This window comes from Pseudomonas citrullilanati (genome assembly GCF_030580855.1).
Lineage (GTDB): Bacteria > Pseudomonadota > Gammaproteobacteria > Pseudomonadales > Pseudomonadaceae > Aquipseudomonas > Aquipseudomonas citrulli.
The window spans coordinates 111,931-127,356 of record NZ_JAUQOP010000011.1 but is presented as its reverse complement, the minus strand read 5'-3'; the positions used below and the strand labels follow the sequence as shown (position 1 = coordinate 127,356).

The following is a 15,426-nucleotide window of genomic DNA, read 5'->3' as shown; positions in this document are numbered from 1 at the left end:
TTTGAGGTCCATAGGTTTCAGCTCTCTCCAGGGCATGGTCAGATCCTCGCGAAATCGACCATGCCAGTTAAAAACTGTTACCTATGTGCGTGAACTGATTTGTAACCCATGTGGGTGAGTCATACCGGGCGAAGACCTTTTGGTTACTTTTGGGGCGTCTGCCAAAAGTAACCCGCCGTAAGGGCGGAACCATTAGCAGCCGTTACCTCAACAACGGATATACACACCAACCAAAAACCCAAACCAAACCTAAACCCGAAACGCATCAATCAACCGCTTCAACTCCATCACCTGCGCAGACAACGCCCGACTGGCATCCTCCGTCTGGTGCGCCCCTTCAGCCGTCCGCTCACCGGCGCGATTAATCTCGACAATGTTCTGGTCAATATCATGGGCCACCGCCGTCTGCTGCTCCACGGCCGCGGCAATCTGCTGGTTCTGGTCGACGATCATGCCAACCGCCCCGAGAATATTCGCCAACGCCTGCTGGACCTTTTCCGACTGGCCGACCGTGCCGCTGGCCATCTCATGGCTGGTACCCATCGCCTTCACCGCCGCCCCCACGCCGCCATGCAAGCGCGTGATCATCGCTTCGATTTCCTCGGTCGATTGCTGGGTCCGCTTGGCCAGGGTCCGTACTTCATCGGCCACCACCGCGAAGCCACGGCCCTGCTCCCCCGCCCGGGCCGCTTCGATAGCGGCATTGAGCGCCAGCAGGTTGGTCTGCTCGGCAATGCTCTTGATCACGTCCAACACCCGACTGATAGCCTGGCTGTCGGACGCCAGTTGGTTGATCACCTGCACCGACTGATCGATCTCACTGGCCAACCGGGCGATGCTGCCCTGCTGGGATTCTACCAAGCCACGGCCACTCAAGGTTTCGTCGTTGACACTGTGGGCACTGCTGACCGCCGCCGCGGCGCTGCGGGCCACTTCCTGGGCGGTGGCGGACATCTGGTTCATCGCCGTCGCGACCAGTTCGATCTGGCTGCGCTGCCCGGCAACCGCCTGGTTGCTCTGGGCCGAGACCGTTTCCACCTGCCCGGCCTGGCGCTCGACTTCGGCGACGGTCCGGCCGACTTGTTCGATCAGGTCATGGATCTTCGCCACCGTCCCGTTGAACACCTCACCCAACTCGCCCAACTCGTCCTTGCTGCGGGCCACGAAATTGACCGTCATGTCGCCGGCGGCCACCTTGTCCATCATCAGGCCCAAGTGCTGGAGCGTGGTGCGGGTCGAGGCGTAGAAGCCGGCGTACAGGTAGAAGATCAGCAGGAATACCACGGCCAGCGCCACGGCTTGCAGCACCATGTGGCTGCGGTTCTGCTCCAGGCGATGCTGCAACTGGACACCGAGGAAGTCCTGGGTCGCCTCGTTCAACCGGTAGGTCTGCGCCATCAGGCCGCTGACCTGGTCGTAGAACGCCGGCCACGGCGCATCGAGGGTATCGGCCATCACCACCTGCTCTTCGATCAGCTCGCTGGTCTTCTTCAGGCTGGCCTTGCTGCCGTCGGCCTGCTCGGCCAAGGCTTGCCCGGCCGCCTTGCTGGCGCCCAGGGTGTCCTGCAGTTTCACATCGTATTCGCCCTGGAGCTTTTCGATCTGGGCCAGCAATTCATCGAAGCGGGTGCTCGATGCCGAATTGAGAAACCCCAGCCCCAGCGACGATGCACCCAGCGCCCGGCCTTCGCCCAGCAGTTGGGTGACTTTCGGGGTCATGCCGATGATCAATTCGCTGAGCTGGCGAATGTCGCTCTGGTTGTCGCGGCTCAGCCCCGCCTGGCTGGCGATGATCTGGCTGAACGTCTGGGCATTGTTGAGTAGCTTGCCGATCAGCGCACTCTTGCTCTGCAACGAGCTTTCAGCCTGCTGGGCCTTGAATGCGGCAATCATCTCGTCGCGCTTGGCATCGAAGGCACTGACCTGCTCGGGTTCGACCGCCATGGCACTCATGCCTTGCAGACGCGCCAGGACTTGTTGTTCGAGGGTGCCGATCTTCGCTTCCACGTCCCCGGCCTTGCCGGACTGACCCAGGCTGGCGTTGATCTGCACCAGGTTGTTCAGGGTTTCCAGGTCCCGGCGCAAGGCCAGGCTGCTGCCCAAGAGATCGAGGCTTTGCAGCTCCACCTGGGTGCCCTGGAATTCGCGGTAGGAATCACGCACCAGGAAAAAGTTGGTCACCAGCATCGGCACCAGGAACAACACGCTGATCAGGCTGAACTTCATGCCGAAGCTCAGGCGGTTCATCAGCGCGACAGCGGGCCAGAGCAAACTCTTCACAAGGAAGCCTCCCGGTAGTGTTCTTATTGTTATGGCTGGCGCACAGAGACAGCAGAAAGCCACCATTCGGGGCGCTGTCCCTATATAGCCTAAATCGGCGGGGAGATTTGTAACTTAAGGTTAACGGGTTGTTCTGTGGTGAGGGGATTTATCCCCGCTGGGGCGCGAAGCGGCCCCCATCACTCTCGTGCCTGAAATCGATGGGGCTGCTTTGCAGCCCAACGGGGATAAATCCCCTCGCCACAAGGATTGCGTTGTTGCCTTCAGGCCAACACCGTCCACAACGCAAACCCGGCATACCAGAGCACCGCTGCGCGCAGCAGCAGTTCCCAGAGCCGATCCAGGCTGTTGATCCCGTCCGGCCCGGCCATGGGCCTGGGGATTTCGCCAGCCACCAGGCCAACCTTGTCGATCAGGTCGGCGGCGCTGATGTTCCAGTTCAACAGTTCATGCAACATCACCCGGCTGACCGCGACGAAATTGCCCACCAAGGCGAAGCTCGCTGCGAGCAAGCGCACCGGCACCCAGTCGAAGGCATGGCGCAGTTGCCCGGCACGCTCGGCGACGCCGGGGTTCTGGCTGTGCTCGGCGGCCAGCGCCAGCAGTCGATAGCTGAGGGCCGCCACCGGGCCCAGCAGGAAATACCAGAAGATCACCGCGAAAAAGCTCTGGTAGGCCTGCCACAACAGATGCCCCTGGACCCGCTCCAGCAGTTGATCGCCGTCGTCGGCTTCGATGCCCAGGTCACGCTTGGCCACATGGGCAGCCGCTTGCAGGTCCTCGCGCCGCCAGGCATCGCGAAACGGCCCCAGGTCGGCCAACAGATCGCCACGCCCCAGGCTGTAGATCACCACCAGCAAGTGCACCGGCAACGCGAGCAAGCCATAGGCCACCGGCTCCAGTACCCAGAGCAGCAATGCCAGCAACGCCACCGGCAGCAACACCAGAACGACCAACACGAGCCAGGGCCGATTGACCCAGCGGGGCCGAGCCTCCAGCGTATTCAATTCACGCAGCCAACCGCCATCGCGCTGGACGCGCTGGCGCAGGGCCGAGAATTTCTCGATCCAGACCGCCAGCAGCAACACCAGAAAACTCATTGTCCTTCCCCTTCTGTCAGGGCCGCACGATAGCGCGCCCAGTCGAATGCCGGTCCCGGATCAGTCTTGCGTCCCGGGGCAATGTCGCTGTGCCCGCAGATACGCTGCACCGTGATCGCGCTGAAGGCCGCCTGCAACTGCCGGGTCAACGCCACCAGGGAGGTGTACTGCGCGTCGGTAAAGGGCACATCATCGGTGCCCTCCAGCTCGATGCCCAGGGAAAAATCATTGCAGGTTTCCCGCCCTTCGAAACACGAGACGCCCGCATGCCACGCCCGGTCCAGGCAAGAGACAAACTGGGTGACGGCGCCGTCACGTTCGATCAGGAAATGCGCGGAGACACGCAGGTCGGCGATACCGGCAAAGTAAGGATGTTCCGTGACATCCAGGCGATTCTGGAAGAACTCCTGCACCTTGCCCGTTGCGAACTGGGCCGGTGGCAAGCTGATGTTGTGGATCACCAGCAAGGAGATCTCGCCCTCGGGGCGCGCATTGAAGTTGGGCGAAGGGCAATGACGCACGCCCTCGCACCAACCGCTCGCGGAGTCCAACTGCATACGGGTTCCTTCGGAGACGACGGTGGATGCCGTCAGTATGCCGTGATCGGGCCGGGCTGCGCGATCACTTGCCGCGATTGAGCTGGCGCAGGTTGCCCAGCACCGACTCCAGGGCCCGGTCGAACAGCAACGTGTCGTCCAGCAGGCGCGCCGCCCCCCGGCGGAATTCCAGCGCCAGGCTGGTGCGGCTGTGCTCCTGCACTTTAAGGCCGGTGCGGTTGACGAAGATGTATTTGCCGGTGGCCTCGATGATCGCCGCCAGCTTGCACCGCAAGGTGTTGTCATCGTCTTCCTGGAACTCGACCCAACTGCCCAGGCGCAGTTGATCGACCTGGCGCAAGCCCACGTCATCGGCCGGCAAGCGCACCGCCGCACTGTCCCCCGGGCCTTTCTGCGACGTACGCAAGACAATCTTCTCCGACACTTCGACCATCGCCGGTGAATCCGCCGATGGCGCCTGGGCCTGGGCCTGCCCCATGCGCTCCAAGGCCTGGACGTGCAGGACCTCCAGTTCGCTGAAAAACTCGCTGGTGGCGAACGGGTCGAACGCCGAGCGGCTCAGCCCTTCACGCAGGGCCTTGAGCAACTCCGGCACCATCGCCAGCAGACGCAAGCCGGCATCGGGCTCGTCGTGGGGCTGGACGCTCCAGATCAACTGCTCCAGGGTCAGGACGTCGGCCTGCCACTCGGCGGAGTACTTGCCGTGCTTGAAACAGGTCAGCAGGAGCACCTGGCTCCAGGCCTGCAGGACGAATTCCACCACGGCCTGTGGCAAGACCTTGCCCAGCATGACCTGGTTCAGCGCGCCCTCGACCCGCAAGCGCGCCAACTCGGCCTTGGCGCGCCCTTCCTCGGCATCGCGGATGCGCTGTTCGAGCAATTCGCAGCGGCGGCGCTCGTCGCTGGTGAAGGCGAGGAAATCGGCGAGCAGCTCGGAAAAGATCGCCGGATCATCGACGTAATCATTCAACAGGCGTTGCACCACCTGCTCGATGCGCAGGTAGAGCGCGTCGCGCTGATGATCATCGCAATCGCCCCAGCCCATGGCGGCGGCGGCGATTTCATTGAGCAGCCGCCGGGCGGGATGGTTGCCGCGGCTGAAGAAACTCTTGTCCTGCACCGCGACCTTGAGCATCGGGATCTGCAGGCGACCGATCAGCGCCTTGAAGGAATCCGGCAGGTTATGGTCGTCGAGGATGAACTCGAACATCATCGAGATCAGGTTGATGACATCCTCATCCGCGTCCTCGACTACCCGGGACTTGCCGCTGCGGACACTGACCCGTGTCAGCAGTTGCTCAAGCTGGCCGCGCAGGTCGAATTCGTCCCGGACAGTGGGCGCGTACTGCTGCAGATGGGACAGCAATCGCAACAGGTCGCGGGTGGAAATCGGCTGGGCCGGCGCGCTGGCTTCCAGGGTCGGCGCGACGCTGCCGCGCACTTGCATCAGCAGCTTCTGCAACGCCGCGAACACTTCCTGCACGCTGTCATCGACCTCGGCCGCCCGGGGCTTGGTCACGGTTTCGGCCTTGGGCCGCGCAGGCTCCTCGACGCGATCCGAGGCGCGTCGCGACGGTGCGGCCTTGAGCTCCGGCAAGATACCAGTGGCCGCCAGCAACTGGTTGGCTTCGGCGTAGAGCGGGTCGCATTCGCTCAACACATAGCGTTCGAAGAGCTTGAGCAGGATCAGCTTGACCTTGATCCCAACGCCCAGGTTGCGCCCGGCTTGCAGGAAGTTCTCGCACAGCAGCCCAGGGCTCAGGGGGTTATGGGCGTTCGCCAACGGCCGGGCCAGCAACGCGCCGAGCCGGGCGGTCAATTGTTCGAGCGCCAGGCCATCGCGCTTGAGCACCCGGTTGACCATGGCCTCGACCGCCAGATGTCGCTCCAGCTCTTCATGGGACGGTTGGGGCGAGGTGCAGGAAGCCGGGACGGGGGCCAGGGTGGCCTGGGTAACGTCGTATTGGGCCAGGCGGACGAACGCCTCGAAAAACTGCTCGATGAACTCGCGCTCGATGCTCTTGCGCTTGAGGCGCAAGTCGCGCATGGCTTCGAAGAACAGGTTCTGTTCGATATCGTCCCGCGCTCGGTCGGCCATTTCGAACAGGGTGTCGTCGGCGTTATCGAACAGCCCTTGCAGGCCCTGGCGCAGTTGCTGCGCGGCCTTGTCGCGAACCTGGAGCAGAATCACCGGCAGGCGCGGGAGCGGCGAACGAGTCGCCTGGTCGGCAGATACCTTGTGTAAAGGCACTACATTCCCGTCATTGTGCATCCTGGCCCCCTGAAACGGTGTTCTTCGGCTGGAGACGTCAAAGTCATGACGTCAATCGAAAGGCGGATTATCGACCAAAAGAACCCTGTCGCACCAGTGGTGCGCTGTGAACCAGCTCGAAATACCGTGCAACAACTGACCCGGGAAATGCGCAAACGTTGCGGCGATGCGACCAAATGCAGCTCCGTTTGGCACAGCCGCCCGCCAGCGCCTTGGGTTCGTTCGTGGCCTGGCCCTATAATCGGGCCACTTTGTTTGTGGAGCCCGTTATGCCGAATCTACGTCTCGCCGATCTGACCGTTGAAATCGAAGCCAATGTGCGCCGTGCGTTGCTCGAAGACATCGGCAGCGGCGACATCACCGCGCAACTGATCCCCGCCGAACGCCTGGCCAAGGCCACCATCATCACCCGCGACGCCGCCGTCATCAGCGGCACGGCCTGGGTCGATGCGGTGTTTCGGCAACTGGACCCGCGTGTCGCGGTGCATTGGCAAGTGCGCGATGGCGACCGGGTGAATCCCGACCAGGCGCTGTTCCACCTCGAAGGCCCAGCCCGTTCGCTGCTGACTGGCGAGCGCAGCGCGCTGAACTTCCTGCAACTGCTCTCGGGCGTCGCCACCCGGGCCCGCTACCTGGCCGACTTCGTCGCCGGCACCCAGGTCAAGCTGCTGGACACCCGCAAGACCTTGCCCGGGCTGCGCCTGGCGCAGAAATACGCGGTCACCTGCGGTGGCTGCCACAACCACCGCATCGGCCTGTACGACGCATTCCTGATCAAGGAAAACCACATCGCCGCCTGCGGCGGGATCGCCCAGGCCATTGCCGCCGCCCACAAGATCGCCCCGGGCAAACCGGTGGAAGTCGAAGTGGAAAGCCTGGCTGAACTGAAGGAAGCGCTGGCGGCCAATGCCGACATCATCATGCTTGACGAACTGAGCCTGGACGACATGCGTGAGGCCGTGCGCCTGAACGACGGCAAGGCGAAGCTGGAGGCCAGCGGCGGGATCAACGAAAGCACGTTGCGCCCGATTGCCGAGACTGGCGTGGACTACATCTCGATCGGAGCGATGACCAAGGATGTGAAGGCGGTGGATTTGTCGATGCGCTTGAGCCTCTGACAACAAAAAACGCCAGCCTTGAAAGGCTGGCGTTTTTTTCAGACCACCAGATTGTTCATCTCGCAGTACTCATCCCATTCCACACCCAGCACCTCGGCGGCTTCCTTGTGCAATGCAAGGCGCTGCACCTCGAACTCTTCAGGCGTGCTGGTGTACTTGAGCGTCAACTCCCAAGGCTGCAAGCCCTGGGCTTCGGCCTCGTCCTCGAATGCCCACTGGATCTGGTCTCTCTGATCGTCGGCAGGCAGGTCCTTGATCTCTTCCAGCAACTGGGGCGCATCCAGTACGTACTTCTTCAGCGCTTCTTCGTGCCTGGCTTCCAGGGTCAATGCTTTAACGGTCATGGCGTTCTCGTTGATCGGGGGAATGGAAGATGGATCTGGATCATCAAGGATCTCTCTGACGCAGAAAACCGTTTAAAAGCCCGGTTTACCTGGCCTTCAGAACCATTCGGGGATCATCTGAAAATTGCTGGGCAATGCACATGCAGGCAACGAATATAGGACGTTTTGCCAACGAGTTACACGGTTCTTTACATCTGCCCCACAAAAAAAACCTGCGCATCAGAAACCCGGGAAACTTGGGAACATCTGTCAAAATAACCAGTCATAGCCATGTGCCATACCGGCACCTCACAAGGAATCCCAGTGATGCGCAGCTTTCCCAAACGTTCGTCGACCCTGCTGACTACCACAGCCCTGCTGCTCGGCAGCCTGAGCTTGGCCGGCGTTGCTCAAGCGGCTGTTGACGTCTCCTCCGATGGGCCGTCCTACGACGACGCCATTCCCGCCCTTCATCATGTCGATTTCGATAAGTACAAACTCCTCAAGACGAACGTCACCGCGAGCACCCTGGAAAACCTGCCAAAAGCTGTAAAGAACAACACTGACGAACTGGAAAACCAGAAGCGTACCCTCGGCGAACAGGCCCGCCAGATCGAAGAACTCAAGCGCAACGGTGGCTCCAGCGCCAGTTCCAGCAGCAAGGAGATCGACGATCTCAAGCGCACGGTCAAGGAACAGGAACGCGACCTGAACGACCTTGGCAAGCAGGTGGAAGAACTCAAGCGCAACAGTGGTTCCAGTTCAAGTTCGAGCAACAGCGAGATTTCGTCCCTGAAGCGGGAGCTCAGCGATCAGGACCGCGAGATGGATCAGCTCAAACGTACTGTCGAGGAGCTGAGCAGGAAGGTGAAATAACGAGGAGTGGTGCCCGAGACAGGAATCGAACCTGCGACCTTCGCGTTACGAGTGCGCTGCTCTACCGACTGAGCTACACGGGCGGTGGCTAAACCTAGCATCGTCCCCCATAGCCAGGCAACCGGCGCCCGAGGATTTTTCGACCCACAGCAAAACGCCCCGAACCAGTCGGGGCGTTTGCTTGTTCAGCGCTCAGGTAACGGGGGTGATTAAACGCCCGAAGCCTTGGCGGCTGCCACGTCCTTGATGGACAGCTTGATACGGCCGCGGTTGTCCACGTCCAGTACCAGCACTTCCACTTCCTGGCCTTCCTTCAGGATATCGGTCACTTTCTCGACGCGAGCATCGCTCAGCATGGAGATGTGAACCAGACCGTCCTTGCCCGGCAGGATGTTGACGAAGGCGCCGAAGTCGACGATGCGCTCGACCTTGCCGACGTAGATCTTGCCGATCTCGGCTTCGGCGGTGATGCCCAGGACGCGCTGGCGAGCTGCTTCTGCCGCTTCCTTGGTTTCGCCGAAGATCTTGATCGAACCGTCGTCTTCGATGTCGATCGACGCCTTGGTTTCCTCGCAGATCGCACGGATGGTCGCGCCGCCTTTACCGATGACATCACGGATCTTGTCGGTGTCGATCTTCATCGCGATCATGGTCGGAGCGTTTTCCGACAGCTCGGTGCGGGACTGGCCGATGATCTGGTTCATCTGGCCGAGGATGTTCAGGCGAGCTTCCAGGGCTTGGCCCAGGGCGATCTCCATGATTTCTTCGGTGATGCCCTTGATCTTGATGTCCATCTGCAGCGCGGTGACGCCCTTGGCGGTACCGGCCACTTTGAAGTCCATGTCGCCCAGGTGGTCTTCGTCACCCAGGATGTCGGTCAGGACGGCGAATTTCTCGCCCTCTTTAACCAGACCCATGGCGATACCGGCCACCGGCGCCTTCATCGGCACACCGGCGTCCATCAGGGCCAGGGAAGCGCCGCAGACCGAAGCCATCGAGCTCGAACCGTTGGACTCGGTGATTTCCGATACCACGCGGATGGTGTACGGGAACACGTCGGCGGCCGGCAGCATGGCCTGGACCGAACGACGGGCCAGGCGACCGTGACCGATTTCGCGGCGACCGGCGCCACCCATGCGGCCACACTCGCCCACCGAGAACGGAGGGAAGTTGTAGTGCAGCATGAACGGGTCTTTCTTTTCGCCTTCCAGGGTGTCCAGCAGTTGCGCGTCACGGGCGGTGCCCAGGGTTGCAACGACCAGGGCCTGGGTTTCGCCACGGGTGAACAGTGCCGAACCGTGGGTCTTCGGCAGGACGCCGACTTCGATGTTCAGCGGACGTACGGTGCGGGTGTCGCGACCGTCGATACGTGGCTTGCCGTTGACGATGTTCTCGCGAACGGTGCGGTATTCGATTTCACCGAAAGCGGCTTTGACTTCAGCGGCGGACGGTTGGCCTTCTTCACCGGACAGCTTGGCGACGACCTGGTCCTTCAGCTCGCCCAGGCGCGCATAGCGGTCGGCCTTGACGGTGATGGTGTAGGCCTGGGAGATCGCGTCGCCGAACTCGGCACGGATCGCGCCCAGCAGCTCGGTGGCTTCGGCTTGCGGAGCCCAGGTCCAGGTTGGCTTGGCGGCTTCGGCGGCCAGTTCCTTGACAGCGTTGATCACAACCTGGAACTCGTCGTGGGCGAACAGCACGGCGCCCAGCATCTGGTCTTCGGTCAGTTCCTTGGCTTCGGATTCAACCATCAGCACGGCTTCGGACGTACCGGCGACAACCATGTCCAGGCTCGAGGCCTGCAGTTGCTCGTAGGTCGGGTTCAGCAGGTAGCCGGTGCTTTCGTGGAATGCCACGCGGGCAGCGCCGATCGGGCCATCGAAAGGAATGCCGGAGATGGCCAGGGCAGCCGAGGTACCGATCATCGCAGCGATGTCCGGATCGGTCTTCTTGCTGGTGGAGACGACGGTGCAGACAACCTGCACTTCGTTCATGAAGCCTTCTGGGAACAGCGGACGGATCGGACGGTCGATCAGTCGGGAAGTCAGGGTTTCTTTCTCGGAAGGACGGCCTTCGCGCTTGAAGAAACCGCCAGGGATCTTACCGGCAGCGTAAGTCTTTTCCTGGTAGTGAACAGACAGCGGGAAGAAGCCCTTGCCTGGATCGGCTTGCTTGGCACCGACGACGGTCACCAATACGCTGACGTCGTCGTCAACGGTGACCAGCACTGCGCCGGAGGCCTGACGGGCGATACGGCCAGTCTCGAGGGTGACGGTCGACTGACCGAACTGGAATTTTTTGATTACCGGGTTCACGGTGTCCTACCTTCTTTGTGGCTCTTGGGGGAACTTGTCTTCTTGCGAAATTCTTGGGCAGCGCGGGGAATCGGCCCAACGGCTGTCCAGATAAAACTTGAGGCTGGGAGCCTGCCCATTGCCAACGCAAGGCGTGGGCAACCGACAGACAACCAACCTCATAGCGCAATCGCTGATTAGCGACGCAGGCCCAGGCGGCCGATCAAGGTGCTGTAACGATTAACGTCCTTGCCCTTGAGGTAGTCCAGCAGCTTACGACGCTGGTTTACCATGCGGATCAGACCACGACGGGAGTGGTGGTCCTTACCGTTGGCCTTGAAGTGACCTTGCAGTTTGTTGATGTTGGCGGTCAGCAGTGCAACTTGCACTTCTGGCGAGCCAGTATCACCCACAGCTTGCTGGTAGTCGGTCACGATCTGAGCTTTTTCTTCAACGCTGAGTGCCATGTGGCTTTCCTCTTGTGAGGTACCGTTTCCAGGGAAACCGTACCAACAGGCCAGGGACAAATCCCTGTATCTATAAATGAGTGGTGACCGTGCCTGTTAACAGCCACACTCGCCCGCCTGCTGTTACACCGGCGGGTTCCGGTCATTCCGACCGAATCAAGCGACGCGGCGCAATGCGCCCGTCTTCGCTCACTTCACCGATACCGATGAAGCGACCATTGTGATCCTGTACCCGGACCATGCCGAACTTCGGCGCATCCGGGGCACGTACTGGCTGGCCGTTGAGCCAGTAGAACGCACTGTGTTCCGAGAACTGCAGCAGCGGCCAATCCAGCAAGCCGCTGTCCGATGGCATCAGGAAGCGATCGACCGCTTCGTTGCCGCCCTCGGCATGTGCGGCCTCCAGCTCTTCCAGCGTGACCGTCTGGACCAACGAGAAAGGCCCGGCCTGGGTCCGTCGCAACTCCGCCACGTACGCACCACAGCCCAGCTTCTCCCCGATATCCTCAACCAGCGTACGGATATAGGTGCCTTTGCTGCAATCCACGGCCAGCCGCGCAGTATTACCGTCGAAGGCCAGCAATTCCAAGCGCGCAATAGTAACAGAACGCGGTTCACGCTCCACTACTTCGCCTGCACGGGCCAGTTTGTACAACGGTTGCCCATCACGCTTCAAGGCCGAGTACATCGGCGGTATCTGGCTGATTTGCCCACGAAAACCTGGCAGTACAGCCTCGATATCAGCCTGACCAACGGTCACCGGACGCTCCCGCAAGACCTCGCCCTCGGCGTCCGCCGTGGTGGTGGTCTTGCCCAGTTGCGCCAGGGTTTCATAGCCCTTGTCGGAATCGAGCAGGTACTGGGAGAACTTGGTCGCCTCGCCAAAGCACAGCGGCAGCACGCCGGTGGCCAGTGGGTCGAGGCTGCCGGTGTGGCCAGCCTTCTCGGCATTGAGCAGCCAGCGAACCTTCTGCAACGCCGCGTTGGAGGTAAATCCCAGCGGCTTGTCGAGCAGGATGATGCCGCTGACGTTACGGCGGATACGTTTGACCTGGGCCACCGATTACTCCTTGGAGTCTTCGGGTTCAGTCGCGTGCTGGCTGTCTTCAGCCACCGCGCGCTCGATCAGCGCCGACAGGTGCGCGCCCCGCACGACGCTTTCGTCGTAGTGGAAGTGCAATTGCGGAACGCTGCGCAGCTTCATTTCACGGGCCAACTGCATCCGCAGGAAACCGGCGGCCGAGTTGAGCACCTTGATGCTCTGGGCGATTTCATCGGCACCGTCCTGGCCCATCACGGTGATGAAAATCTTCGCATGACCGACGTCACGGCTGACTTCCACAGCGGTAATGGTGACCAGGCCGACACGCGGGTCCTTGACTTCGCGGCGGATCAACTGGGCCAGCTCGCGCTGCATCTGATCGCCGATTCGTTGGGTACGGCTGTATTCTTTTGCCATGTCTTGTTACCTGTTACTGCCCTGCGGGAAACCCGCAAGGTCTGAAAGCGGCAAACGCCCGGCCTGGCAAGAAGCCGGACCGGGCGTTGCGTTTAGAGTCCGCCAGCGAGGCAGCGCATGTTCATGCGGCTGCCCGTTGCGGCTCTTGAAGTACGCGAGTCAGAGGCTGCGAGCAACCTGGACCTTCTCGAAGACTTCGATCTTGTCGCCGACCTTGACGTCGTTGTAGCTCTTGACGCCAATACCGCATTCCATGCCGGCACGGACTTCGGAAGCGTCATCCTTGAAGCGACGCAAGGACTCCAGCTCGCCTTCGAAGATCACGATGTCTTCACGCAGTACACGGATCGGACGGTTACGGTGAACGACACCCTCGATCACCATGCAACCGGCGATGGCACCGAACTTCGGCGAGCGGAACACGTCGCGCACTTCGGCCACGCCCAGGATGTTCTCCCGCACGTCGCTGCCCAGCATACCGGTCAGGGCTTTCTTGACATCTTCGATGATGTCGTAGATCACGTTGTAGTAACGCATATCCAGACCTTCCTGCTCGACGATCTTGCGCGCGCCGGCATCGGCACGCACGTTGAAGCCGAACAGTACCGCGTTGGAAGCCAGGGCCAGGTTGGCGTCGCTCTCGGTGATACCACCGACACCGCCGCCGACCACGCGCACTTGCACTTCGTCGTTGCCCAGGCCGTTGAGAGCGCCCTGCAAGGCTTCCAGGGAACCACGGACGTCGGATTTGAGGACGATGTTGAGCGTCTTCTTCTCTTCCTGGCCCATGTTCTCGAAGATGTTTTCCAGCTTGCCGGCATGGGCGCGAGCCAGTTTGACTTCGCGGAACTTGCCTTGACGGAACAACGCCACTTCACGGGCCTTCTTCTCGTCAGCCACAACGCTCATCTCGTCGCCAGCGTCCGGCGTGCCGTCCAGGCCGAGGATCTCGACCGGGATAGCCGGGCCGGCTTCCTTGATCGGCTTGCCGTTCTCGTCGAGCATGGCGCGCACACGGCCATAGTTCGAGCCGACCAGCACCATGTCGCCCTGACGCAACGTACCGTCCTGGACCAGGACCGTGGCGACCGGGCCGCGGCCCTTGTCCAGGCGCGATTCAACCACGACACCACGGCCAGGGGCCGATGGGGTGGCGGTCAGTTCGAGCACTTCGGCCTGCAGCAGGACGGCTTCGAGCAATTCGTCGACGCCGGTACCCATCTTCGCCGAAACCGGTACGAACGGGGTGTCGCCACCCCAGTCTTCGGAGGTCACGCCGTGGGCCGACAATTCGCTGCGGATGCGATCGAGGTCGGCACCCGGCTTGTCGATCTTGTTCACCGCAACCACCAGTGGCACGCCAGCCGCCTGGGCATGCTGGACGGCTTCGATGGTTTGCGGCATCACGCCGTCGTCCGCCGCAACCACCAGGATCACGATGTCGGTCGCCTTGGCACCACGGGCACGCATCGCGGTAAACGCGGCGTGACCCGGGGTGTCGAGGAAGGTGACCATGCCGCGTTCGGTTTCAACGTGGTACGCACCGATGTGCTGGGTGATACCGCCGGCTTCGCCCGCGGCCACCTTGGCACGACGGATGTAGTCGAGCAGCGAGGTCTTGCCGTGGTCAACGTGACCCATGACGGTCACGACCGGCGCACGCGGAACCGCTTCACCTTCGAACTTCAGCGACTCGGCCAGGGAATCTTCCAGGGCGGTGTCGCTGACCAGGGTCACCTTGTGGCCCAGTTCCTCGGCAACCAGTTGGGCCGTTTCCTGGTCCAGTACCTGGTTGATGGTGGCCGGGGTACCCAGCTTGAACATGAACTTGATGATTTCAGCAGCCTTGACCGACATCTGCTGGGCGAGGTCGCCCACGGTGATGGTCTCGCCGATCTTCACTTCACGCACGACAGGGCCGGTCGGGCTCTGGAAACCGTGGGCGTTGCGTTTCTTCAGCTTGGCCTTGCCGCGACCGCCGCGACGGAAGCCATCGCTTTCCTCGTCGGTGGTACGTGGCGCAACGCGTGGCGCTGGTGCCTTTTCCTTGACCGAGGCACGGTGAGGCGCGTTCTTGCGCTCGCCATCGCCACGACGGTTGTCGTCGGCACGAGGCTTGTCGGGACGACGCTGCTCATCGCGCTTGCGGGTATCGGCCGCAGGTGCCGGGGCAGGTGCAACGACCGGCGCGCTTTCGCGCACAGGCTCGGCCACCGGCGCTGGCGCCGCGACGGCTTCGACCGGTTCAGGTTGCGCAGCGACAGGCTGGCGACGCGCTTCTTCTTCGGCGCGACGCTTGGCTTCTTCTTCAGCCTTCTGGCGTGCAGCATTTTCCACTGCACGACGTTCTTCCAGCTCGCGCTTGCGCTCGGCTTCGATTTCTTCCGGGCTACGCTGTACGAAGACTTTCTTCTTGCGTACTTCGACACTGATGCTCTTGCTGCCGGCAACACGCAGGGTGCTGGTGGTCTTACGCTGCAGAGTGATCTTGCGTGGCTCTTCCACTTTAGCCTTGTGACTGCTCTTCAAGTGAGTCAGCAGGGATTGCTTCTCACTGTCGGTCACATGTTCCTCGGCGGCGGTGTGCGGCAGACCTGCCTCACGCATCTGCTGCAACAGGCGCTCTACCGGTGTTTTGACCTCATCGGCCAGTTGTTTCACCGTGACTTGCGTCATGCAC

General features: G+C 61.6%; 11 protein-coding genes, 1 tRNA gene and 1 pseudogene. 2 read left to right on the top strand and 11 right to left on the bottom strand.

Features of this window, described 5'->3' with window-relative positions; genetic code table 11:
- Positions 1-249: 249 nt before the first annotated feature.
- From Q6A48_RS26050 to Q6A48_RS10620, 4 genes and pseudogenes are all read right to left on the bottom strand, one after another.
- A pseudogene (locus Q6A48_RS26050) lies at positions 250-822 on the bottom strand (methyl-accepting chemotaxis protein); the annotation flags it as partial.
- A 1,721-nt stretch (positions 823-2,543) separates the two neighbouring features.
- The gene (gene ampE / locus Q6A48_RS10630; RefSeq protein ID WP_304554064.1) at positions 2,544-3,380 is read right to left on the bottom strand and encodes a regulatory signaling modulator protein AmpE; all 837 of its coding nucleotides are present in this window, start codon (positions 3,378-3,380) and stop codon (positions 2,544-2,546) included.
- Positions 3,377-3,937 (bottom strand): 1,6-anhydro-N-acetylmuramyl-L-alanine amidase AmpD, encoded by a 561-nt coding sequence (gene ampD / locus Q6A48_RS10625; RefSeq protein ID WP_304554063.1) that lies wholly within the window; start codon positions 3,935-3,937, stop codon positions 3,377-3,379. The genes ampE and ampD overlap by 4 nt, the downstream gene beginning before the upstream one ends.
- A gap of 64 nt (positions 3,938-4,001) precedes the next feature.
- Complete coding sequence (locus Q6A48_RS10620) at positions 4,002-6,209, bottom strand: DUF1631 domain-containing protein (protein ID WP_304554062.1); 2,208 nt, start codon at positions 6,207-6,209, stop codon at positions 4,002-4,004.
- 269 nt (positions 6,210-6,478) lie between these two features.
- On the opposite strand from Q6A48_RS10620, the gene nadC reads away from it, so the two are divergent.
- Positions 6,479-7,327, top strand: a complete 849-nt coding sequence (gene nadC, locus Q6A48_RS10615) for a carboxylating nicotinate-nucleotide diphosphorylase (protein ID WP_304554061.1) — start codon at positions 6,479-6,481, stop codon at positions 7,325-7,327.
- A gap of 38 nt (positions 7,328-7,365) precedes the next feature.
- On the opposite strand, the gene Q6A48_RS10610 is transcribed toward nadC, so the two are convergent.
- On the bottom strand, positions 7,366-7,671 hold the full coding sequence (locus Q6A48_RS10610) for a DUF6388 family protein (RefSeq protein ID WP_304554060.1): 306 nt from the start codon (positions 7,669-7,671) through the stop codon (positions 7,366-7,368).
- A 306-nt stretch (positions 7,672-7,977) separates the two neighbouring features.
- Between Q6A48_RS10610 and Q6A48_RS10605 the strand changes: the two genes are divergently transcribed.
- Positions 7,978-8,526, top strand: coding sequence for a hypothetical protein (locus Q6A48_RS10605; protein WP_304554059.1), 549 nt, complete (start codon positions 7,978-7,980; stop codon positions 8,524-8,526).
- 7 nt (positions 8,527-8,533) lie between these two features.
- Here the strand turns inward: Q6A48_RS10605 and Q6A48_RS10600 are convergent.
- From Q6A48_RS10600 to infB, 6 genes are all read right to left on the bottom strand, one after another.
- Positions 8,534-8,609 (bottom strand) — tRNA-Thr (locus tag Q6A48_RS10600).
- Between the two features lie 126 nt (positions 8,610-8,735).
- Entirely contained in the window at positions 8,736-10,841 is a 2,106-nt protein-coding gene (gene pnp / locus Q6A48_RS10595; protein ID WP_304554058.1) for a polyribonucleotide nucleotidyltransferase, read from the bottom strand.
- 176 nt (positions 10,842-11,017) lie between these two features.
- The gene (gene rpsO, locus Q6A48_RS10590) at positions 11,018-11,287 is read right to left on the bottom strand and encodes a 30S ribosomal protein S15 (RefSeq protein ID WP_039592311.1); all 270 of its coding nucleotides are present in this window, start codon (positions 11,285-11,287) and stop codon (positions 11,018-11,020) included.
- 142 nt (positions 11,288-11,429) lie between these two features.
- A complete protein-coding gene (gene truB, locus Q6A48_RS10585; protein WP_304554057.1) occupies positions 11,430-12,347 on the bottom strand; it encodes a tRNA pseudouridine(55) synthase TruB in 918 nt (305 codons plus the stop codon).
- Between the two features lie 3 nt (positions 12,348-12,350).
- Positions 12,351-12,746, bottom strand: a complete 396-nt coding sequence (gene rbfA, locus Q6A48_RS10580) for a 30S ribosome-binding factor RbfA (RefSeq protein ID WP_304554056.1) — start codon at positions 12,744-12,746, stop codon at positions 12,351-12,353.
- Positions 12,747-12,905: 159 nt separating this feature from the next.
- Complete coding sequence (gene infB / locus Q6A48_RS10575; RefSeq protein ID WP_304554055.1) at positions 12,906-15,422, bottom strand: translation initiation factor IF-2; 2,517 nt, start codon at positions 15,420-15,422, stop codon at positions 12,906-12,908.
- Positions 15,423-15,426: the final 4 nt, after the last annotated feature.